Origin of the sequence: Streptacidiphilus rugosus AM-16 (assembly GCF_000744655.1) — a bacterium.
Lineage (GTDB): Bacteria > Actinomycetota > Actinomycetes > Streptomycetales > Streptomycetaceae > Streptacidiphilus > Streptacidiphilus rugosus.
Genome location: NZ_JQMJ01000001.1, coordinates 615,278 through 632,428 on the forward strand (window position 1 = coordinate 615,278; position 17,151 = coordinate 632,428).

18 protein-coding genes and 5 pseudogenes are annotated in these 17,151 nt (G+C 69.0%); 12 read left to right on the forward strand and 11 right to left on the reverse strand.

Annotated features, from left to right (window positions below):
- Positions 1-122: 122 nt before the first annotated feature.
- Together BS83_RS02750 and BS83_RS02755 are read left to right on the forward strand one after the other, a co-directional pair.
- The gene (locus BS83_RS02750) at positions 123-857 is read left to right on the forward strand and encodes a histidine phosphatase family protein (RefSeq protein WP_198035114.1); all 735 of its coding nucleotides are present in this window, start codon (positions 123-125) and stop codon (positions 855-857) included.
- Between the two features lie 849 nt (positions 858-1,706).
- The gene (locus tag BS83_RS02755) at positions 1,707-2,279 is read left to right on the forward strand and encodes an ABC transporter substrate-binding protein (protein WP_037600081.1); all 573 of its coding nucleotides are present in this window, start codon (positions 1,707-1,709) and stop codon (positions 2,277-2,279) included.
- Positions 2,280-2,911: 632 nt separating this feature from the next.
- Here BS83_RS02755 and BS83_RS02760 read toward each other — a convergent pair.
- From BS83_RS02760 to BS83_RS43390, 4 genes are all read right to left on the reverse strand, one after another.
- Positions 2,912-4,567 carry an IS1182 family transposase gene (locus tag BS83_RS02760; protein WP_037600083.1) on the reverse strand — a complete coding sequence of 552 codons (1,656 nt, stop codon included), beginning with the start codon at positions 4,565-4,567 and terminating at the stop codon, positions 2,912-2,914.
- A 137-nt stretch (positions 4,568-4,704) separates the two neighbouring features.
- Positions 4,705-5,298, reverse strand: a complete 594-nt coding sequence (locus BS83_RS48195) for a transposase (protein ID WP_051942509.1) — start codon at positions 5,296-5,298, stop codon at positions 4,705-4,707.
- On the reverse strand, positions 5,249-5,731 hold the full coding sequence (locus BS83_RS48200; protein WP_198035115.1) for a transposase: 483 nt from the start codon (positions 5,729-5,731) through the stop codon (positions 5,249-5,251). The genes BS83_RS48195 and BS83_RS48200 overlap by 50 nt, the downstream gene beginning before the upstream one ends.
- A 165-nt stretch (positions 5,732-5,896) precedes the next feature.
- Positions 5,897-6,037, reverse strand: coding sequence for a transposase domain-containing protein (locus BS83_RS43390; protein WP_198035116.1), 141 nt, complete (start codon positions 6,035-6,037; stop codon positions 5,897-5,899).
- Positions 6,038-6,118: 81 nt separating this feature from the next.
- Here BS83_RS43390 and BS83_RS02770 point away from each other — a divergent pair, with 81 nt between their 5' ends.
- Positions 6,119-7,468, forward strand: coding sequence for an IS4 family transposase (locus tag BS83_RS02770; RefSeq protein WP_269664828.1), 1,350 nt, complete (start codon positions 6,119-6,121; stop codon positions 7,466-7,468).
- A gap of 192 nt (positions 7,469-7,660) precedes the next feature.
- On the opposite strand, the pseudogene BS83_RS46205 reads toward BS83_RS02770, so the two are convergent.
- A pseudogene (locus tag BS83_RS46205) lies at positions 7,661-8,000 on the reverse strand (pyridoxamine 5'-phosphate oxidase family protein).
- A 188-nt stretch (positions 8,001-8,188) separates the two neighbouring features.
- On the opposite strand from BS83_RS46205, the pseudogene BS83_RS02775 reads away from it, so the two are divergent.
- Both BS83_RS02775 and BS83_RS43400 read left to right on the forward strand, forming a co-directional pair.
- A pseudogene (locus BS83_RS02775) lies at positions 8,189-8,551 on the forward strand (YncE family protein); the annotation flags it as partial.
- A 171-nt stretch (positions 8,552-8,722) separates the two neighbouring features.
- Entirely contained in the window at positions 8,723-9,103 is a 381-nt protein-coding gene (locus BS83_RS43400; RefSeq protein ID WP_198035118.1) for a hypothetical protein, read from the forward strand.
- Between the two features lie 137 nt (positions 9,104-9,240).
- On the opposite strand, the gene BS83_RS48510 is transcribed toward BS83_RS43400, so the two are convergent.
- Positions 9,241-9,504 (reverse strand): transposase, encoded by a 264-nt coding sequence (locus tag BS83_RS48510; protein ID WP_332262302.1) that lies wholly within the window; start codon positions 9,502-9,504, stop codon positions 9,241-9,243.
- A gap of 141 nt (positions 9,505-9,645) precedes the next feature.
- Between BS83_RS48510 and BS83_RS45010 the strand changes: the two genes are divergently transcribed.
- The 3 genes and pseudogenes from BS83_RS45010 (at position 9,646) to BS83_RS46210 (ending at position 11,773) form a co-directional block, all read left to right on the forward strand.
- A complete protein-coding gene (locus tag BS83_RS45010) occupies positions 9,646-10,377 on the forward strand; it encodes a hypothetical protein (RefSeq protein ID WP_157596834.1) in 732 nt (243 codons plus the stop codon).
- A 67-nt stretch (positions 10,378-10,444) separates the two neighbouring features.
- Positions 10,445-11,231 (forward strand): annotated as a pseudogene (locus BS83_RS02785) (IS256 family transposase); the annotation flags it as partial.
- Entirely contained in the window at positions 11,228-11,773 is a 546-nt protein-coding gene (locus tag BS83_RS46210; protein ID WP_198035119.1) for a hypothetical protein, read from the forward strand. The pseudogene BS83_RS02785 and the gene BS83_RS46210, both read left to right, overlap by 4 nt.
- 419 nt (positions 11,774-12,192) lie before the next feature.
- Here the strand turns inward: BS83_RS46210 and BS83_RS02795 are convergent, their stop codons facing one another.
- Both BS83_RS02795 and BS83_RS45015 read right to left on the reverse strand, forming a co-directional pair.
- Complete coding sequence (locus tag BS83_RS02795) at positions 12,193-12,600, reverse strand: hypothetical protein (protein WP_037600101.1); 408 nt, start codon at positions 12,598-12,600, stop codon at positions 12,193-12,195.
- 1 nt (position 12,601) lies between these two features.
- On the reverse strand, positions 12,602-12,742 hold the full coding sequence (locus BS83_RS45015) for a hypothetical protein (protein WP_157596835.1): 141 nt from the start codon (positions 12,740-12,742) through the stop codon (positions 12,602-12,604).
- A 176-nt stretch (positions 12,743-12,918) separates the two neighbouring features.
- On the opposite strand from BS83_RS45015, the gene BS83_RS02800 reads away from it, so the two are divergent.
- Positions 12,919-13,098 carry a hypothetical protein gene (locus BS83_RS02800; protein ID WP_037600102.1) on the forward strand — a complete coding sequence of 60 codons (180 nt, stop codon included), beginning with the start codon at positions 12,919-12,921 and terminating at the stop codon, positions 13,096-13,098.
- Positions 13,099-13,594: 496 nt separating this feature from the next.
- Here BS83_RS02800 and BS83_RS46215 read toward each other — a convergent pair whose 3' ends face one another.
- The 3 genes from BS83_RS46215 to BS83_RS02820 form a co-directional block, all read right to left on the reverse strand.
- The gene (locus BS83_RS46215; RefSeq protein WP_037600104.1) at positions 13,595-13,987 is read right to left on the reverse strand and encodes a PIN domain-containing protein; all 393 of its coding nucleotides are present in this window, start codon (positions 13,985-13,987) and stop codon (positions 13,595-13,597) included.
- Positions 13,984-14,277, reverse strand: coding sequence for a hypothetical protein (locus BS83_RS02815; RefSeq protein ID WP_051942512.1), 294 nt, complete (start codon positions 14,275-14,277; stop codon positions 13,984-13,986). Before BS83_RS02815 ends, BS83_RS46215 begins: the two co-directional genes overlap by 4 nt.
- 110 nt (positions 14,278-14,387) lie before the next feature.
- The gene (locus tag BS83_RS02820) at positions 14,388-15,365 is read right to left on the reverse strand and encodes a transposase family protein (RefSeq protein WP_198035120.1); all 978 of its coding nucleotides are present in this window, start codon (positions 15,363-15,365) and stop codon (positions 14,388-14,390) included.
- A 325-nt stretch (positions 15,366-15,690) separates the two neighbouring features.
- On the opposite strand from BS83_RS02820, the pseudogene BS83_RS48740 reads away from it, so the two are divergent.
- The 3 genes and pseudogenes from BS83_RS48740 to BS83_RS41300 form a co-directional block, all read left to right on the forward strand.
- A pseudogene (locus BS83_RS48740) lies at positions 15,691-16,020 on the forward strand (TOTE conflict system archaeo-eukaryotic primase domain-containing protein); the annotation flags it as partial.
- Positions 15,978-16,849, forward strand: a pseudogene (locus BS83_RS48745) (TOTE conflict system archaeo-eukaryotic primase domain-containing protein). The pseudogenes BS83_RS48740 and BS83_RS48745, both read left to right, overlap by 43 nt.
- Positions 16,850-16,944: 95 nt before the next feature.
- Positions 16,945-17,151 (forward strand): DEAD/DEAH box helicase family protein (locus BS83_RS41300; protein WP_157596839.1); only part of this gene is annotated, 207 nt, incomplete at its 3' end.

A 17,151-nucleotide genomic window follows, 5' to 3' on the forward strand; every position in this document is an offset into this window, starting at 1 on the left:
TGGACCGTTGCGTATGCCCGTCTGGGCTTGGGGTCTGCCCGGGGTTCCGTCTCCCCCGGCCGTGCCGCGCGGCAGCGTGTGCGGGCACCCTGTGCGGCAAGCGAGATGCAGGACTGGGAGGCGTGTTGATTTTGCCAAAGCGGCTTTGGCTGCGTCGTACATGGGGTGCACCGGTCGGCTGGTCGAGTTTGACAGCTGTCCGGCATGGTGAGTCCTCCGCCAACGCCGCTCCGGCCCAAGCCGCAACGGGTGGAGCGTGGTCAAACGCGCTTGACGCCGATCTCGCACTGAGCACCCGCGGACGCGTACAGGCGGTCGCACTGGGGCAGCGTCTGGCGCGTAGCTGGAACGACTCGGCCATGCTGTGGACTTCTCCCTACCTGCGGGCCCGGCAGACCGCGGACCTGGCGCTTGCGGAACTCAAGCGCCCTTCGCTCGCCTGCCCTAAGTACCGGGTCGACGAGCGGCTCCGGGAAAGGGAGTCCGGGGGACAGTTGCTCCGTTTCGCTCACGATCCACAGGAGGGGCCGGCGGACGCTCTGGCGGTCTTCTACGACAGGCCACCCGGCGGGGAGGCTTGGACGGATGTCGTGTTGCGGCTGCGCTCCTGGCTTGGCGACCTGGACCGGCGGGCCCGAGGGTGCCCGGTCTTCGTATTCGCCCACCATCAGGTGATCATGCTGCTGCGGTACGTCCTGGAGGAGACCCCGGACCGGGATTTCCTGGCGATGCTTGGACGGGGCGAGTTGGACGTGGCGAACACCTCCGTCAGCCGCTGGGTGCGTGTCGGTGGACGCGTCGAGCCCGAGGTGTGGGGATGCGTCGAACACTTGGAGCAGGAGGGGGACCGACTGTAAGGCCTTGCGGCTGGAGGGCGCCGCGCAGCGGACGGCACGTCAATCGGGGTGTGCGCTGGACCTGGTCGCTGATGCGGTGGGGTGCCCGCTCCGTGGGGCGGGACTACGACCGCGAAAGCAGGGCACCTGTGCCCTACGGCGGAACAGTCCTTGCGCCGCCCGTTCGGCTGGGCGGAGGTCATCCAACGGTTGCGGGGCCGGCGACCTGCCGGGCCACTCGCGCGATCTTTGCCGGGCGGATCAGAGCTGGCCGGACTGGACAGCGCTTGCGGGCCGCCCGTGTCCGCCACGTGACCCAGTCCGTCGGCGCAGCGCCGGGCCAGATCACCGGACGTCGGCCGGCTCAGGTGGGTCCTCGACGAGGCGGAGCGCCTGATCGTTCTCGGGTGTCAGGCCCTTGAGGCGGTCCCGGAACGACCAACAACTTACCGGTCCGCGCCTCGCGCGGAGGCAAGGTCATGACGGCGACACGAGGGCCAACGACAAGCCCCCCACGCACAACTACACGTGACGGTGGGGGCGGCACGCGGACCTGGGCGACCGCGAATGCGCATCGTGCATCCGACCCAAGCCCGGTCTCCGTCGGATGGCATAGCGCGTGTCTGTTCCGGTGTTCCTGCCCCGAGGGGCGGATCATGTTGAGGCTCCCTGGAACGGTCGGGAGCAGGTCGGTGAAGAACGAGATGGGCAAATGCCTGGGGCGGAGACCGGCGTGCGGCGTCGGGGGGGTGCTGGGGTTGGCCGTCGGCGCGGCGATGGCGGCGGGCAGCGGGTGGCCGGCTGCACCTCTCATGCTCCCTCCGGCGCAGGGGCGAGCGGGGCGCGCCACGCAGGGGTGGGAGTCTGCGAGTGGGTGTGACCGGCCGATCGACCGCGGACGTGGTTGACGCGCACGCCACCGTGTCCTACCCGGACATCGCGCGGGTCATCCAGCTGTACGACATCCTCGCCGTCTTCAACGCGAACTGCGAAGTCGAGTTCGCGCTGGCCGAATCGATCGAATCGTCCGTCGACGCCGCCGCGTGGATGATCAGGCTGAAGCCCGAGCTGGAGTTCCACAACGGCAAGCCCGTCACCGCCGACGACGTCGTCTACACCTTCCGGCGGATCCTCGACCCGGCGGATCCCAAGGGTCTCGCTCAACTGTTGCCGGCAGTCGATCTGAACAACATCAAGATTTTGGACTCGCTGACGCTGCAGCTGAACCTCAAATGCCCCGACGTGACCCTGCCTGAAGCCCATGCCATCTACAACGCAGGGAGCTCTGCTTACTCACTACGCTGGACTGCTTCCTCCGGGACCATCCGTCCCAGTATCAGGCTGTCCATGTCATCGGGGGAACCTCACACCGTTCGGCGGTGGAGGACGGGTTGCGCTGGTCAAGGGTGTTTTGCGGGGCCTGGCGCTGCTGATCGCCCATGAACTGCTCGGGCGCGGCTGCCAGGTTTTGATCTGGTCGGAATTCGGAGGACCTGTCCGCGGCACTGGCCCTGCTGCGCGATGGCGCCATGGAACCCGACCGAGTGGCGGCCATCGCCTGCGATGTGACGCCGAGAACGTCCCCGGGCGCGGCACGCGGCCGATCGCGGAGGCTGCGAAGAGGTCTCGCCTCCAGGCCGTCGGTGAGCGCGGCGAGCTCCTGGTGGTACGCGTCGCGCATCGCGCTCCCTAAGGCTGGTCGTGTACTCCCAGGGATACACCACCGGGTGAGCCGGGTGGCTCCGGCGTGCGATGCGCACGCGCTCTGGTTTGCGTGAGGCTGAACCGCCTGCGGCACCGGCGGGGGTTTCCGCCCCGGGGGCCCGAACAGGCCGAACCTTGAGCGCACGCCGGCTGGCCACCGTCGGACAACCGGCAGGTCCGGATCGGCGAGAATTGGGAGGGCTGGCGGGTCGCCCGTTCGGGCCGCTGGTCCCGCGGCGGTTGCACCACCTGCTCCACGCACTGCCTGGACCGGCTATCGCATGTTCGGTGGGCCGGTCGTGAGCTGGAAGCCGGTGATCAGTTGGGGGGTGGATGCCAACACCGTGACTCTGTTGGTGATCTTGTGAGGGTCAGCTGGTGTCGGTGCAGAGGGCATGGAAGTGGCTCGGTGGCCGCACCGTTCTTGCCGGGGTGGTGATCCAGTCGGCGATCCGGGTGACGTTGCAGGCCAGAGCGGTCAGGACGTGTTGGACGTGGGTTTTCCGCAGGCCTCGGTAGCGGGTTCTGCGGAGGCCGCAGGTGCGGACGTTCTGGGAAAGCGTCGCCTCGATGCCGGCCCGGATCGCGTAGCGCTGCTGCCAGTCGTGGGTTCGCTGGTCGAGGCGGTTGGCCTGCTGGATCTCGTGCAGTTCGCGGGTGGGCAGCAGGGCGAGCGAGCGTGGGCGGGCCTCGGAGTTGGTGCACTGGGCCCGGTCCGTGCAGGCCCGGCATTCCGCTTCGCCGAAGCGGACCTGGATGTAGTCGTGGCCGGAGATCCGCAGTGGCTTCCAGGTCCGGCTGGTCTGCCCGCGGGGGCAGACGACCTGGTGGTGGTCCCAGTCGACGGCGAAGGAGGCCTTGTCGAACCCGTTTCCGGCCTTGGTCTGGTGGCTGGGGTCGGGGGCCACCGGGCCGAGCAGCGTGATCCGGTGGATGCGCTGGGCGCGTTCGATCCGCTGGGCGGTCACGTATGCGGCGTCGACCACGTGCTCGCCCGGCGCCAGGCCGGCCTGGGCGAGGTCGTCGTGGATCTGGTCGGTCAGCTCGCCGTCCTGGACCGGGGCGATCGTGGTGGCCACGTGCACCACCACCTCCGGCAGGTCTGGCGTGCACGTTTCCGTGAAATGGGTGCGGTAGCCGGACCACGCGGTGTCCCGCTTGACGCAGTAGTGCGCGTCGGTGTCGTACGGGGAGTCGAACCGCAGGCTCGCTGGCGGCAGCGCGTGGCCGTCGCGCCAGCGCAGCTTCCCGCGCGCGTCCCAGTAGTAGTGGTGCACCCAGACCCGGCGCAGGATCTCCACCTGCGGCAACACGCGCAGGCGGGGCGGGGCGTCGGGTGCCCACAGCGCAGTCAGCAGCCTCTGCCCGTCCCGGCCGAAGGTCTCGGCCAGGGCCGTGACTCCCACCTTCCCACCGGGGACTTTACCGATCTCGACCTTGCGGCCGTAGCGCTTGTCCCACTCCGGCTCCACCAGTGGCAGCAGCCAGTCCGGGGCTACTTGGGCCAGCTGCTCGGGTGCGGCCCGCAGGCTCTCGCCGGCCAGTTCCAGGCGGCTGAGCCTGCGCACGGCGGCGAGCACGTGCGTGGCATCGGTGCGCTGGCGGCCGCCGGACTTGAGCAGCCCGGCCTCCACCAGCCGGTTCAGCATCACCTGCAGCAGCCGGTCGGCCGCGTCCCCCTCGGCAAGCCGGGCCCGGAACTCGCACAGCACGGTGTGGTCGAAGCCGGGATCGTCCAGTTCCAGGCCGAGGGCGTATTTCCAGTCGATCCTCGTGCGGACCGCATTCGCGGCAGCGCGATCGGACAGGTTCTCCGCGAACTGCAGCACGCTCACCAGCGCCAACTGCCCCGGCGACAGACCCGGCCGCCCATCACGCGGATACAGCTCCGCGAAGTCCTCGTCCTCGAACACCACATCCAGCCGGTCCCGCATCAGCATCGCCGCCGTGCCCTTCGGACACGCCGCCCACGCCGTCAACACCGTCCGCGTCGGAATCCGCTGATAACTCCTCGGCCGCAACGACATCCCCGGGCCCCTCCCCGAGACACCACCCCGCTCCGACCAGCGAACCGCAAAAACCGACCCGCCGTCAGCCCCCCTCACAAGATCGCCAACAGAGTCACACCGTTGCGTTAAGCCTGTGACCTGCGGCGCAACCGGGTTCAGTGGCGGGGTCGGGCGGCGATTCCGTCATCCATGATCTGGATCTCGGCGTGGATGGTGTAGTGCTGGGCCTGTTGGGGGTGCTTGCCGTAGTTCGGCTGGTACTTGCTGGTGGCGTTCTTCTTGCTGCGGGCTTTGGTGCGTCGGCGTCTGCGGGCGGGCCACAGTGCGGCGAGGGCTGCCCGGCCGATGGCTCCGACCAGGTCGGTGGGGCCGCTCGGGGCGATGCCGGAGGCGCGGGTGACGGTGTCGGCGGCCGTCTGCAGCAGCACGGTGAAGCTGAGGCGGTCCATGTCCAGGCGGGGCTGGTCCGCGACGGCGTCGGCTGCGGCCCGGATCAGCGCCTGGTAGGTGGTCGGCAGGGCCCAGACTTCCTGGTCGATGCCGTCGATGCTGTGCGAGCGCAGGACGTGGCCGTCCAGCAACGAGGCCTTGATCGAGAAATAGACGGTCTCCGCCTGCCACCTTTCGTGATACAGGTCCACCAACTCACAGGCCGGGTATCGCTGGTGGTCGAGCAGGCTGGTGATCAACCGCCACCGCTCACGGCGCACGGTGCCGTCCTCCAGGGTGACCGTGATCCATGCCTCCACGACTCGGACCGGCAGTGACGGGTAGCCATGTCCTGGCCGGTAGGGGCCCGGGCAGGTAGGAGAGGTAGGAGCCGTCCGGCAGACGGTGCGCGATGGCCGGGCAGCGGCGGGCGCCCGAGCGCACCAGGAACTGCGCACCGGTGGTGAGGACCTGTTCGAGCAGGTCACGGGAGTCGAAGGCGGCATCGGCCAGCAGCAGCATCGAGGCGTCCAAGCAACTCAGGAGCCGGGCTGCGTAGGCGGTCTCGCCGTCGGCCTCGGGACCGAAGGCGGCCGCGAGCAGGGCCCGGGCGCCGCACTCGACGACCACCAGTAAGCGCAGCAGCGGATAGCCGCACTCCTTCTTCTCCCCGACCCGTTTGGGGTAGCGCCAGGTGATCTGCTCGTCCTCGGGCAGGTGCAGGCTGGTGCCGTCCACCGCGACGGTCCGCAAGCCCCGGTAGTGCACGCCTGGCCGGCCCCGCGCGCCGACGGGGCCGGCCAGGGTCTGGAACAGCAGCTTGAGCGGGCGCGCGCCCAGACGGCGACGGGCACGGACAAGAGAGGAGACGGCCGGGCGGACGAGAGCCGCGGCGGGCAGGTGCGCGGTCAGCTTGCCTCACACCGCCCGGTACGAGCCGTGCTCGAACAGCGCCAGGGCGAGGACGAAGTAGACCATGACACGCGCGGGCAGCAACCGCACCCGCTTCTCCCGGGCACCGGTCTCGGCGAGTACCGCGTCCACCAGCGCGAAGTCCACGATCTGGTCAACTCACAATCCCGTTGCTTGAGGCCATCAAGTAGTCCGTGACATCGGGGCCGCATGGTCGTTGGGCCTGGCATGCATCCGTGGGTGGGGTTGTCTGATCAGGTGCGTCTGGGGGTGGTGACCCGGTGGGTGACTCCGGAGCTGGTCGCCGAGGTGCTGGGTAGGTGCGGGGTGCGGGACAAGAAGCCTGGCGCGCTGCCGGCCGGGTTCATGGTCTACTACACGCTTGCGCTGGCGTTGTTTCAGCAGGACTCCTATGACGATGTAGCCGAGCAACTTGTCGGCAGCAATCCGCAGTTGAGCGCCAGCATCCCGAACAAGTCCTCCATCACCCGGGCTCGCAGGCGTCTGGGTCCGCTGGTGCTGGAGACCTTGTTCCGCGAGTTGGCCGGCCCGCTGGCCCCAGTCGACTTGGAGGGCTCGTTCTACCGTGGGATGCGTCTGGCCGCGGTGGACGGGTTCGTGCTGGACGCGCCGGACACGAGGGCGAACCGCGTCGCGTTCGGCGGTCCGACCAAGAACGGCCAGGCGGCGGGCTTCCCGCAGGTGCGGGTGGTGACGCTGACCGAGTGCGGCACGCACGCGCAGATCGACGCCGCGGTGGGCGGCTTCAACGGCGGTGAGCCCGAGTTGGCGCTCACCGCGGCCGGCTCGGCGGCCGGGATACTGGTCATCATGGACCGCGGCTTTCCCGGGGTAGCGCTGTGGAAGGCCTACACCGGAGCCGGGGCGCACCTGCTGATCCGGGCCCGTTCGTGCGTCGCGGCCCGTCCGGTCGAGCGTCTGCCGGATGGCACGTACCTGGCGCGGATGAACCTCGGCGGGCAGAAGGGCGCGCATCCCGGCGGGGTGCTGGTGCGCGTCATCGAGTACCGCGTGGACGGCGGCGAGGTGGTCAGGCTGCTGACCGACCTGCTGGACCCGGAGGCGTATCCGGCCGCGGAGCTGGCCCTGCTGTATCACGCCAGGTGGGAGGCGGAGTCGGCATTCCGGCAGATCAAGACCTTCCAGCGTGGTCCGGCCGAGGTCCTGCGTTCGGGGGACCCGGATCTGGTGCGGCAGGAAGTGTGGGCGCACTTGGTCGTGCACCACTGCCTCACGCGGATCATCATGTCGCTGGCCGGCGACAACGGCATCGATCCGGACCGGGTCTCGTTCGTGCGAGTCCTCAAGCACGCGCGGCGCAGCGTGGTCCGCCAGTGCGCGGACACACCCAAGAAGATCAAGACCTTCCTGGCCGCCTTGGCGGCGAAGGCGCGCCGGAAGCTCGACAACGGCGCCAGGAGACTGCGCGAGGCGGACCGACACCTCAAACGGCCGGACTCCAAGTACTCCTCCAAGCTCTCCTACCGGATCAAAACCCGCGACCGGCAGCCGACCAGGCGCGTCGGACCCAAGGTCATCACGCTTCACCCGAGATAGTTCACTGGCTCAAGCAACGGCATTGGGTCAACTCACCCAGATGTCCAGGAGCATGAACCCCCGGTGCACTCCCGGCCGCGGGCATGATGGCAGACTGCTCCTGCAACGGGACTCCTGATGATCTTCGCGCTTGGTCACAAGATGATCTATCAGGGGTCCCGTTCCACGTTCACAGCGGGGTTGCGCCGCAGGTCACAGGCTTAACGCAACGGTGTTGGGGTGGATGCGGATCGCGTAGTCCACGGCCTGGTCAACCCATGGATGTGCAGCAGCCAGGCATACCGTTCGGTCTCGGCCGGGTCGGTGATCAGGCGGGTGTAGCCGGTGACGACCACGCTCCAGCCTGTGTGGGTGTCGGGGTCGATCTGGTCGGCCTCGTAGGCGACAACGCGCCGTCCGCGCCGGCCCGGCTGGCGGCGCTGGTCAGGGGTGCGCCCTCGTGGGTGCGGATCATGATCTCGCCGTTCTCCACGAGGTGGTTGACCGGCCGGATCGCGGGCAGCGCGTCGCGCGTGTACACCACTCGTCCCAGCTACACACCGGCCAATAGTGGGCCTGTGAGTTCTCCAGCCGACGCATGGCGCGCGGTCCGGCGTCCCGGGCAGGCCCGGGCGGGGTGGGTCGGTCCAGTGCGTCCATGCGTGCGTGATCCAGCTTGGGGTGTGGCGCGGATAGGGCCATCCGGCCCTGACCGCGCTCTGCCGGGGGCAGGCGGCGGTCTTCTCGAAGCCGCAGTTGCTGCCGACCGGGGCCGAAGCGCACGGCCTCTACGTCAGCCGTGACTCGAAGGACCTGTACATCTCCAACCGGGGCGAGGGCTCCGTCTCGGTCCTGGACTTTGCGACCGGGCAGCTCGTCCACAAGTGGTGGATCCCCGGCGGCGGCAGCCCGGACATGGGCGGTGTCTCCGCGGATGGCAAGGTGCTCTGGCTCACCGGCCGCTACAACAGCGTCGTCTACGCGATGTCGACGGCCGACGGCAAGCTGCTCGCCAAGATCCCGGTCGGCGACGGCCCGCACGGTCTCTGCGTCTACCCGCAGCCCGGCCGCTACTCGCTCGGGCACACCGGCATCTTCCGCTGACCCGCGCACCGTCGACCTGACGCGCACGCGCCGCGCCGGTGGGCCCCACCCACCTGGTCTACTGCGCAGCGCAGGTTGCGGGGTGCGGACCGCTATGGTCGGCGGGGAAAGCTGCGACTGCGCCAACGCAGGCCGCGACCGGGCGACAAATGGCACCTCGACGAGGTCTCCGTGAAGATCAGCGGGGAGCGCCACTACTTGGGGCTGGCTGTCGACCAGTACGGGGAACGTGCTGGACATCCTGGTCCAGTCCCGCCGGACAAGGCCGCGGTCAGGGTCTTCTTCTGGAAGCTCCTGAAGAAGACCCAGAGCGTGCCACGCGTCGTCGTCGCCGACAAGCTCCACTCCGTACGGCGCCGCCCCCAGGGAGATAATGGTCTCGGTGGAGCACCCGCAGTCGCAGTACCTCAACAACAGAGCCGAGAACAGCCACCAACCGACGAGGCAGCAGGAACGCGCGATGAGGGATTCCGCAGTGCTGGCGCCGCGCAGCGGTTCCTGTCCGCGTTGAGCGGCATCAGCCCCACTTCCGGCCCGGCCGCCACCCGATGATCGCCACCCGGCACCCCCTCGAGATGATCCTCCGCTTCACCGTCTGGGACCACGTCATCACCGCTGGCACCGCCCTACCCACCGGCCTGACCAGGAGCGTCCACCCGGACCCAGCACCCCGACACAGCCTCAAACGATCAAGCACCCGATAACGTGACAAGGCCCCTGGGCTGCTCCTTTTCCCTCAAGCGCAGCCGTGCGAGCTCCGGCCTGGGCCGTCTGCCGGGCGGCAGCGACCCAGTTCTGCATCGCGTGTCTTCGTGGAGCCCCAGGTCCCGAGCGACCTGCGCGGCCGACTTCCCGGTCTCCTGCACGATTCGCACGGCTCCCTCCCGAAACTCCGCGTTGTAGCTCGCTGCCCCCGCCATGATCCTCAACTTCCCCTCTGGCCACGACTCCATCTACGAGGGGAAGGACAGAAATGCGTGCTTCTCTGGACTGTGGTGGCATCTTTGGACTGTCAAGAGGAGGGTTGTTTGAGGAGGTCTCCCAGGGTACAGCGGGACTAGCTCGGTGAGAGGCGGTGGCGTGTGGTCTCATGGATGCCGTACAAGCCGCAGATCGATTTCTCGCAGCGAGGTCGGATCGCTCGGACCGTCACGCTGGCGCTGTCGGGCTGGCTCGCCATGAGTCTCCTGCTGCTTCCCGACGCGCATCCGGTACGGGTGGTCGGCAGCGTCGTGTTCTTGGCCTTTTGTCCCGGCTTCGCCCTGCTGCACGCGATCGATAAGACAAGACATGGAGAGAGGGTTGCCCACCTCTCGGGACGGTCGATGGCGGCCTACACCGCAGCTCTTGCGGCCGTCCTCAGCCTCAGCCTGGATTGTCTGGTACTCGTGCTCCTTTCCGTCAGCCACCAGCGACTCAACGCGGCACTGATCATTGGTAGTCTCGCTGCAGCCACCACCGTCGCAGTCATGCTCGGCACTCTCACCAAGACTCCTCGCACCGTTCGAGTCCAAGTCCCGGTCCCCACGCAGTCACGGGCACTCCGCGGGCCCACGCCCACAGCGGCGCAACCTCCCCATAACCCCATCTCTCGTTCAAGCGGTCCGACTGCTCCTCCGAAGGCCGCGCCCAAAGCAGCGCCTAGGCGCATCACCACCTACAGCCCGGACGAACTTGCCGAGCTCATCCGCTGCCTTCTCAAAGAGCAGGCAGAGCTAGACGACACTCAACTGCTCCGCGCGGCCATGCGCGAACTCGGCTTCCAGCGGCTCGGATCCCGCATACGTGAAGCCCTGACCGCAGCAATCGCACAAGCACGCAGGTAGGTGATCGCCGCCTGTGTGGAGCGATGCTGGAGACCTGTGGATCGGTGCCAGCAGGCACGCGGAAGGCGAGGACCACGCCGCCTTCCAGGCCCGGGACCTGTCCGATCGCGACTTCGTCTACGTGTGGGCCGACGGCGTGCACCCGAAGGTCCGACTCGGGCAGGCCCATTCGTGTGTCCTGGTCCTGCTCGGCGTCCGCCTGGACGGCACGAAGGAGCTGATCGCGCTGGCCGAGGGCCTGCGGGAGTCGACCGAGTCGTGGGCCGACCTGCTGTGCGACTGCCGCCGACGGGGCATGCGCGACCCCGAGCTGGTGGTCGGCGACGGGCGCGATGGGCCTTTGGCGGGCGCTGGCCGAGGTGTTCCCGGCGGCGAGGCCGCAGAGGTGCTGGGTTCACAAATCCCGCAATGTCACCAACTGCCTGCCCAAGTCCGCACAGCCTGGGGCTGTGAAGGCGATGCAGGAGATCTACAACGCCGAGGACCGCGGCCATGTCGAGAAAGCGATCGAGGCGTTCGCGAAGGCCTACGGGGCCAAGTTCCCGAAGGCTGTCGCGAAGATCACCGACGACCGGGACGAGCTCCTCGCGTTCTACGACTTCCCGGCCGAGCACTGGATCCACCTGCGGACCACGAACCCCATCGAGTCGACCTTCTCCACGGTCAAACTCCGCACCAAGGTCACCCGCGGTGCGGGCAGCCCGGCGGCGGCGCTGGCGATGGTGTTCAAGCTGGTCGAGTCCGCTCAGGCGCGATGGCGCGCGATCACCGGAGCTCACCTGGTGTCCCTGGTCCGCGCCGGCGCTCGCTTCGAGAACGGCGTCCTGGTCGAGCGGTCCGAGGTGGCAGCATGAGCGACATGATCACGGCGCTTGAAGCGCTGACCGACCGCGATCCGAACCGTCGGGATGCCGCAGCCGACACACTCGGGGACCTCCTGCGCGACACCGCGCTCGACACGGACACCGCCCACCTGGTCGTCGGACGCCTGATCAGCCTGGCCTTCAACGAACCGGAGACCAAGGTCCGCGAGTCCGCCCTGAACTCCATCAGCGAGGCCTTCAACCACCACCGCCTGCCCCTGGACCTCGTCGAACCGCTGGCGATCGCCATGCCGACAATGGAGCCCGCGCTCCTCGAACACGCCCTCTACATCCTCGGCGCCACCCACGACCCGCGGGCCCGGCTGCTGAAGGTGTCATCGCGCGCGGGCAGGAGGCGGCTGCCCGTAGCGTGGAGGGGTGCGGTTCGAGCTGAAGGCCGAGTACGAGTGGCGGACCGTGCTGTTGTGGCACATCGTCTGGGCCGGAGGCAGCGCGTCCCTGTGTGGTGCCCCGCTCGCGCCGACCACCCAGACCCGCCCGATCACGGACCTCGACCGCCTGCCCCGCGGTGACCTGTGCGTGCGCTGCTCCGTCCGCTACCCGCCCGGCCCTTGACGACGGGACCCTTCCGGCCGCCAGGCGTCCCGGGCCGGGCGCCGATCCCGACTCGATCCCCGCTGTCACCGACCAGCCCACCCGCCGACCGGCCGTAGGCCTGACCTGCGGCGCTTGCGACCCGGGGCGCCCGATCAGACGCCCGTGCCGCCAGCTCTCTCGCCGACCAGGCCCCAGCGGCGGTGCCCCGTGCTGGGAGGCTTCGGGGCACCTCGACATCCAGCGACTGCGGCGCCCAGATCAGGCAACGGCCCGGCCGAACTGTGGGTCCGGGCCGCGGTGAGCCTACGGCACCGGGCCCCGGACCGGGCCCGGTTCCACCGTCGGGCCCTCGGGGCGGACCAGCCACCGGGGGGCGTAGCGGCAGGTCCTGGCTTCACGGTGCGCTCGCGGGCACCCGCCGCAGGGCAGTCGCGCCGGGCGCATCCAGGTGAAGCATCACGAATGCGCCGGTGGAGGGGAGTAGTACGACGATCGCGGCGACCAGGGACGCGGCCAGATGCTGGGTGACGCCGAGGACGGGGAGTCGGGGTGCGCTGCGGTGCCGCAGCGCCGCCGCGGCCTCGAGGGCGAAGCTGAGGGTCAGGGCGGCCCAGGCTCCCCATCCGAGGAGGGTGAGCGCTCCCAGGAACAGGGTGCCGTTGTCCGGCCCGGTCAACGCACCCTGAGCCTGTGCCCAGGTCGGGAGCATGCCGACGGCCAGCAGGGCTGCGGGGATGCCGAGTTCCAGCAGGGCGATCGCGGTCAGGGCGGCCAGGGCGCGCACGAGTTTGGTGGCAGCCATCTCAGCCTCCGGGCTGGTAGAGGAGCAGGGCGCTGCCGTGGCCAGTGACGGTCCCGGCGCCGAGCAGCGGGAACAGCGGCGTGAACGGGGCGTTCACGGTGACCTCGATGCGGTTGCCGACCGTGGTGACCGTGCCGGACACGCCGGCCGCTTTGAGGTAGGCGTTCGCGGCCGCGATCGCCGCGGTGTTGTCGACGGTGAAGCCGTGCCCGGTCAGCGCGCCTGCGGCGTTGAGGGACTGGGCTCCGGTGCGGGCGGCTTCCTGCGCGGTGCCTTCGGGCCGACGTGACCTGGAGTCACGATCCGTGGAGGCCAGCCATGTCCAAGCCGAAGAAGTCGAACGCGAAGAAGGCGCCCAGCCGTCCGCTGCCCCGCCCCCGGAACCGGCCTGGCTCGCGCTGGACTGACTCCGTGAGAACCGTCGCCCTGGGCGTCATCACGAGGTACGCGTCGACCTACGCGCTGATCCTGATTGCACACATCGCCGACAGCCGGTAGCGCGAACCCTTGAGCGCGCGGTGCGCGGCAGGCCCGCTGCGCATGCGCACCGGCCTACTGCGCGTTCGTGCGCGTCAGCCGTAGAGGTGCTGGCACTGCGCGTACAGGCTCCCCGGCTGCCCGCAGTCCTGGGTAAACGCATCGCATGGCGATAACGAGGTGCTGACAAGCGGGGCGGGCGCCCGCATCGTGGTGCTCGCCGCCGACCGGAGGTCTGGGGGCCCGATGGTGCGGTGCGCGGTGGCGCGGAACCGCGGAAGCTCCTGCGCTACCGGCCTGGCGACTCGCTGCCGGCGGCCCACCAGCCCAGCGGTGATCAGCGCAGCCGGAAACGTCGTGTCATGATGCGGCGGCGGGGCACGCGACGACGCGGATCATCCGCCGGTCCCGGACGGTGGTACGAGCCAGGTGTCGAAGCCGGGGCCGCAGTGAGGACGACGTCGCAGTGGTGGGTGACTGCGTCCACTGACGCGTGGGCTTCCCTGGCGGGCGGACGTCAGCCTTTGAGGCGTGGGTCGTTGATGCTAACGGTGACGATCCCGGGTGGGTAGTTTTCCTGGTGGTCGGTCAGGATCAGTTGCTGCGTTGGGCGCAGGGGTGTTGGTAGGCAGGCTGCGATGGCGTGGCAGGTTTCCGGGCTGCCGTATCCGTCACGGATCATCGTGCCGACGGCGGCGGCCTGGGCAGCGTCCAGTGGTTCGATCTCGACAACTGGGAGGGCCAGGATGCGTCTGGCGGCTCCTTCATCCGCGACTTCGGCGGCCATCAGGCACAGCGCGGGGATGAGCAGGTGCTCGAATGGGGAGGCTGCGGCGTCACTGATGAGACGGTGCATTTTGCGGTGTCCGGTGGCGAAGGCAGTCACGGCACTGGTGTCCAGGATGATCACGCTGCGTCCCCGTGCGGCATGAGCTTGGCGCGGGCATCTTCCGCGGCGATCTCGTACACGCGGGTGAGAACGTTCGGCCCGGCGTCGAGTTCCTCGTCGGTGAGCGTCATCCCGAACGATTCACGCAAGATCTGCCGGGTCCGGGCAACCCGCTCGGCGACTTCTTCGGCAGTGAACTGCTGTTTGGACAGGCGGGTCACCAAATGCCCGATGCTCGTGCCGCTCTCGGCTGCAAGCGTCGCTAGGCGATCCCTTGTTTCGGTCGAAACCTTGATCGTCGTGTCAGCCATAAGGCCATGGTATACGAGTGGAATACGAATGGTAAACCGCAGGACGTGTTACGACCTCGGGAGAAATTGACGTTGGGGCGTGCTGACCTGGCGGTGCGGCTGGTGGGTGATCAGCAGGCGGCCGGACGGGCGAGGACCAGTTCGGTGCTCGGCTTGCGTCGGGTCGCCCGGCGGGCGGAGCGGTCAGAGACGAGTGCGGCGATGGCGAGGTGGGTCTCGGGGTAGGTCTTCCGGCGTCCGGTGTACCGCTGGAGCGGCCGCCACTGCTTGTACTCGGCGTTGGTGTGTTCCACGCAGATCCGCGCGGAGGACTGGCGGCGCCGCTGCTCGCGCCAGGCGTGGTGCTCGCCCGACGGCACGTCGTCCCTCGGTTTCTTCGGCGGGGCGTCGACCTGGTCGGGGAACTCGTTGGCCAGGCCGCGGTAGCCCTCGTCGACCTTGGCCTTGACCTGGGGGTATTGCCGAAACTGTTCGGCGATGCCCTCGGTGCGAACGGCGGTCTGGTCGTGCATGCGGCCGGGACGGACCGCGCCGCTGAACAGGGTGCGGCCTTGGCCGTCGCTGAAGGTGGTGGTCTTGATGGTGTTCTGCTTCTTCTTGCCGGACACGAAGGCCTTGCGGCCGGGGCGGCCCGCTTTCGGGCGGCGGACCTGGACCTCGGTTCCGTCGATCCGCAAGCACACGCCCTCGGCCTGCGCGTAGGCGAACACGTCCTCCAGTGTGCGCAGCCGGATGCCGGGGAGGTCGGGGACGGCGAAGCCGCGGGCCGCCAGCAGCGGCCTCACCTCGCGGATCGCGTTCGAGACGGTGGAGCGATCCACCCGGTACAGCTCGGCGAGCGCCGCGTGCGGCAGGCCCAGCCGCAGATGCACCAGCGTGACCAGCAGCCGGTCCACGAACACGAGCTTGGGCTTACGGCCCGCGCCGGCGGCTCGGCGTCGCTGCCCGCCCCGTCGCTCGCGCAGCGAGGACTCCCGCCGTGCCACCCATTTCGGAGCCAACTCTTCGAGCAAATCGCCGAGATGTGCGCGGGAGACACCGGAGAGGGCAGGATGGGAACAGGCCGCACGGGCCCAGGCAAGCGTCACACCTCGCCAACCCGTGCGGCCCTTCTCACGTCACGGCGCGTCGGGCTCCGAGTTCATTGCACCCAGGGTCGTTAGCCGGAGCGCGGGTCGAAACACCGGCCTCCACCAGGGGTGCGAGGGATCACCGCACGATACAAGACCTGGGCACGCGGCCTGACGACCCGGCGCCGCCGATCGTGTCCTGCCCGGTGGCGGTGACGTCACCCCGGCCATGAGGTGGTGCTGGGTGGATTCTGTGCGGTTGGCTACGCGCGGCACCACTCTTGTGGATCATGGAGTGATGGATGACTGGTCGAGGTGGAACGACCCAGCCGAACTACGGATCATGCTCGATGCAGCGCTGGCGGACAGCGCCGAGCTGCAGGCTGAGCTCGCGCGGCTGCGCGTGGAGAACGCCGAGTTGCGAGCCCGGCTCGGCTTGTCCGTCCCCACGGTCCTTCCGCCGGTTCCGGAGCCCTCACCTGCTGATCATCCTGCTGTCGGGGAGGGGCTTCCGCAGGCTGATGCGACGTCGCCCACCGAGGTGAAGATCGCGCTTTTCCGCTCGTTGTTCGCGGGCCGGACGGACATCTATGCGACGCGGTGGGTGAGCGCGAAGAGCGGGAAGACCGGATGGAGCCCGGCGGAGGACAACCCGTTCGCCAAGAACAAGAAAGAGGCCGAGCGCGTATTCTGGCCGCTGACCGACCGAGCCGTCTACAACCACCTGTCCCGCCCGGACCCGGCCAGCGCGAGACGCACCTCGGGCTCTACCCCCTGCTCGTCGATGACACCTGCCGCCTGCTGGTATGCGACTTCGACGGCAAGGACGGCAGCGATTGGAAGGGCGACGCCAAGGCCTACCTGGCTGCCTGCCAGCACGTGGGAGTTCCGGCCCTGCTGGAGATCTCCCGCTCCGGCGCTGGCGCCCATGCCTGGACGTTCTTCGACGCCCCCGTCCCGCGGTGACCGCCAGAGCGCTGGGTATGGCCCTGTTGCGGCGCGCGATCGACGCACGTGGACAGATGAAGCTGTCAAGCTACGACCGGCTCTTCCCCGTCCAGGACTTCCTGCCGACGAACGCGTCGGGCAATGCGCGGTTCGGCAACCTCATCGCCTTGCCACTGCAAGGCGTCTCCCGCACCGGCGGCACGACCGTGTTCGTGGACCCGGACACCTGGACCCCCTATCCGGACCAGTTCGCGTATCTGTCAGGCATCCAGCGCCTGACCTCGGCCGAGGTCCAGGGGCTGGTCGACGAGCTTGGCCCGGTCCAAGCCGGCCCTTGCGCGACCACGCCCTCGCTGCCCGCCAAGCCCCGTCGCGGCGCGCTGGGCAAGGCTCCCGTGGTTGTCGCCGCACGGTTGTCTGCGGTGCTGGCGATCGCCACCGAGGGCCTGCCTGTAGGCCTGCTTGCCGCGTTGAAACACGCCGCTGCGTTCCACAATCCGGAGTTCTACCGCGCCAGAACCAGCGCTATTCCACGTGGAACACGCCCAGGCTAGTGTGCTGCTTCGATGACACGGACCCCGATTGGCTGCGCCTGCCCCGGGGACTTGCGGACGAGGCCGCCCAGCTTGTCTCGGCAGCCAGCGGCACCTTGAAGATCACGAGCGACCTCGCCGAGCCGGCTCCGATCACCGCCAGCTTCACCGGCCACCTCGCCGCCACCCAGCAGGATGCCGTCACCGCGATGACCCCGCACACCACCGGAGTGCTCGTCGCGCCGCCCGGCTCAGGCAAGACCGTCATCGCCTGCGCGCTCATCGCCCACCACGCCACACCCACCGCGGTCATCGTCAACCGC

Bases quoted from the DNA above. Each gene is read 5' to 3' on its own strand.
- BS83_RS02760 (WP_037600083.1), bottom strand. From the start codon at position 4,567: ATGTCGTTGCGGCCGAGGAGTTATCAGCGGATTCCGACGCGGACGGTG.
- BS83_RS02770 (WP_269664828.1), top strand. From the start codon at position 6,119: ATGCATCCGTGGGTGGGGTTGTCTGATCAGGTGCGTCTGGGGGTGGTG.
- BS83_RS48510 (WP_332262302.1), bottom strand. From the start codon at position 9,504: ATGGAGTCGTGGCCAGAGGGGAAGTTGAGGATCATGGCGGGGGCAGCG.
- BS83_RS45010 (WP_157596834.1), top strand. From the start codon at position 9,646: ATGCCGTACAAGCCGCAGATCGATTTCTCGCAGCGAGGTCGGATCGCT.
- BS83_RS46210 (WP_198035119.1), top strand. From the start codon at position 11,228: ATGAGCGACATGATCACGGCGCTTGAAGCGCTGACCGACCGCGATCCG.
- BS83_RS02795 (WP_037600101.1), bottom strand. From the start codon at position 12,600: ATGGCTGCCACCAAACTCGTGCGCGCCCTGGCCGCCCTGACCGCGATC.
- BS83_RS02800 (WP_037600102.1), top strand. From the start codon at position 12,919: ATGTCCAAGCCGAAGAAGTCGAACGCGAAGAAGGCGCCCAGCCGTCCG.
- BS83_RS02815 (WP_051942512.1), bottom strand. From the start codon at position 14,277: ATGGCTGACACGACGATCAAGGTTTCGACCGAAACAAGGGATCGCCTA.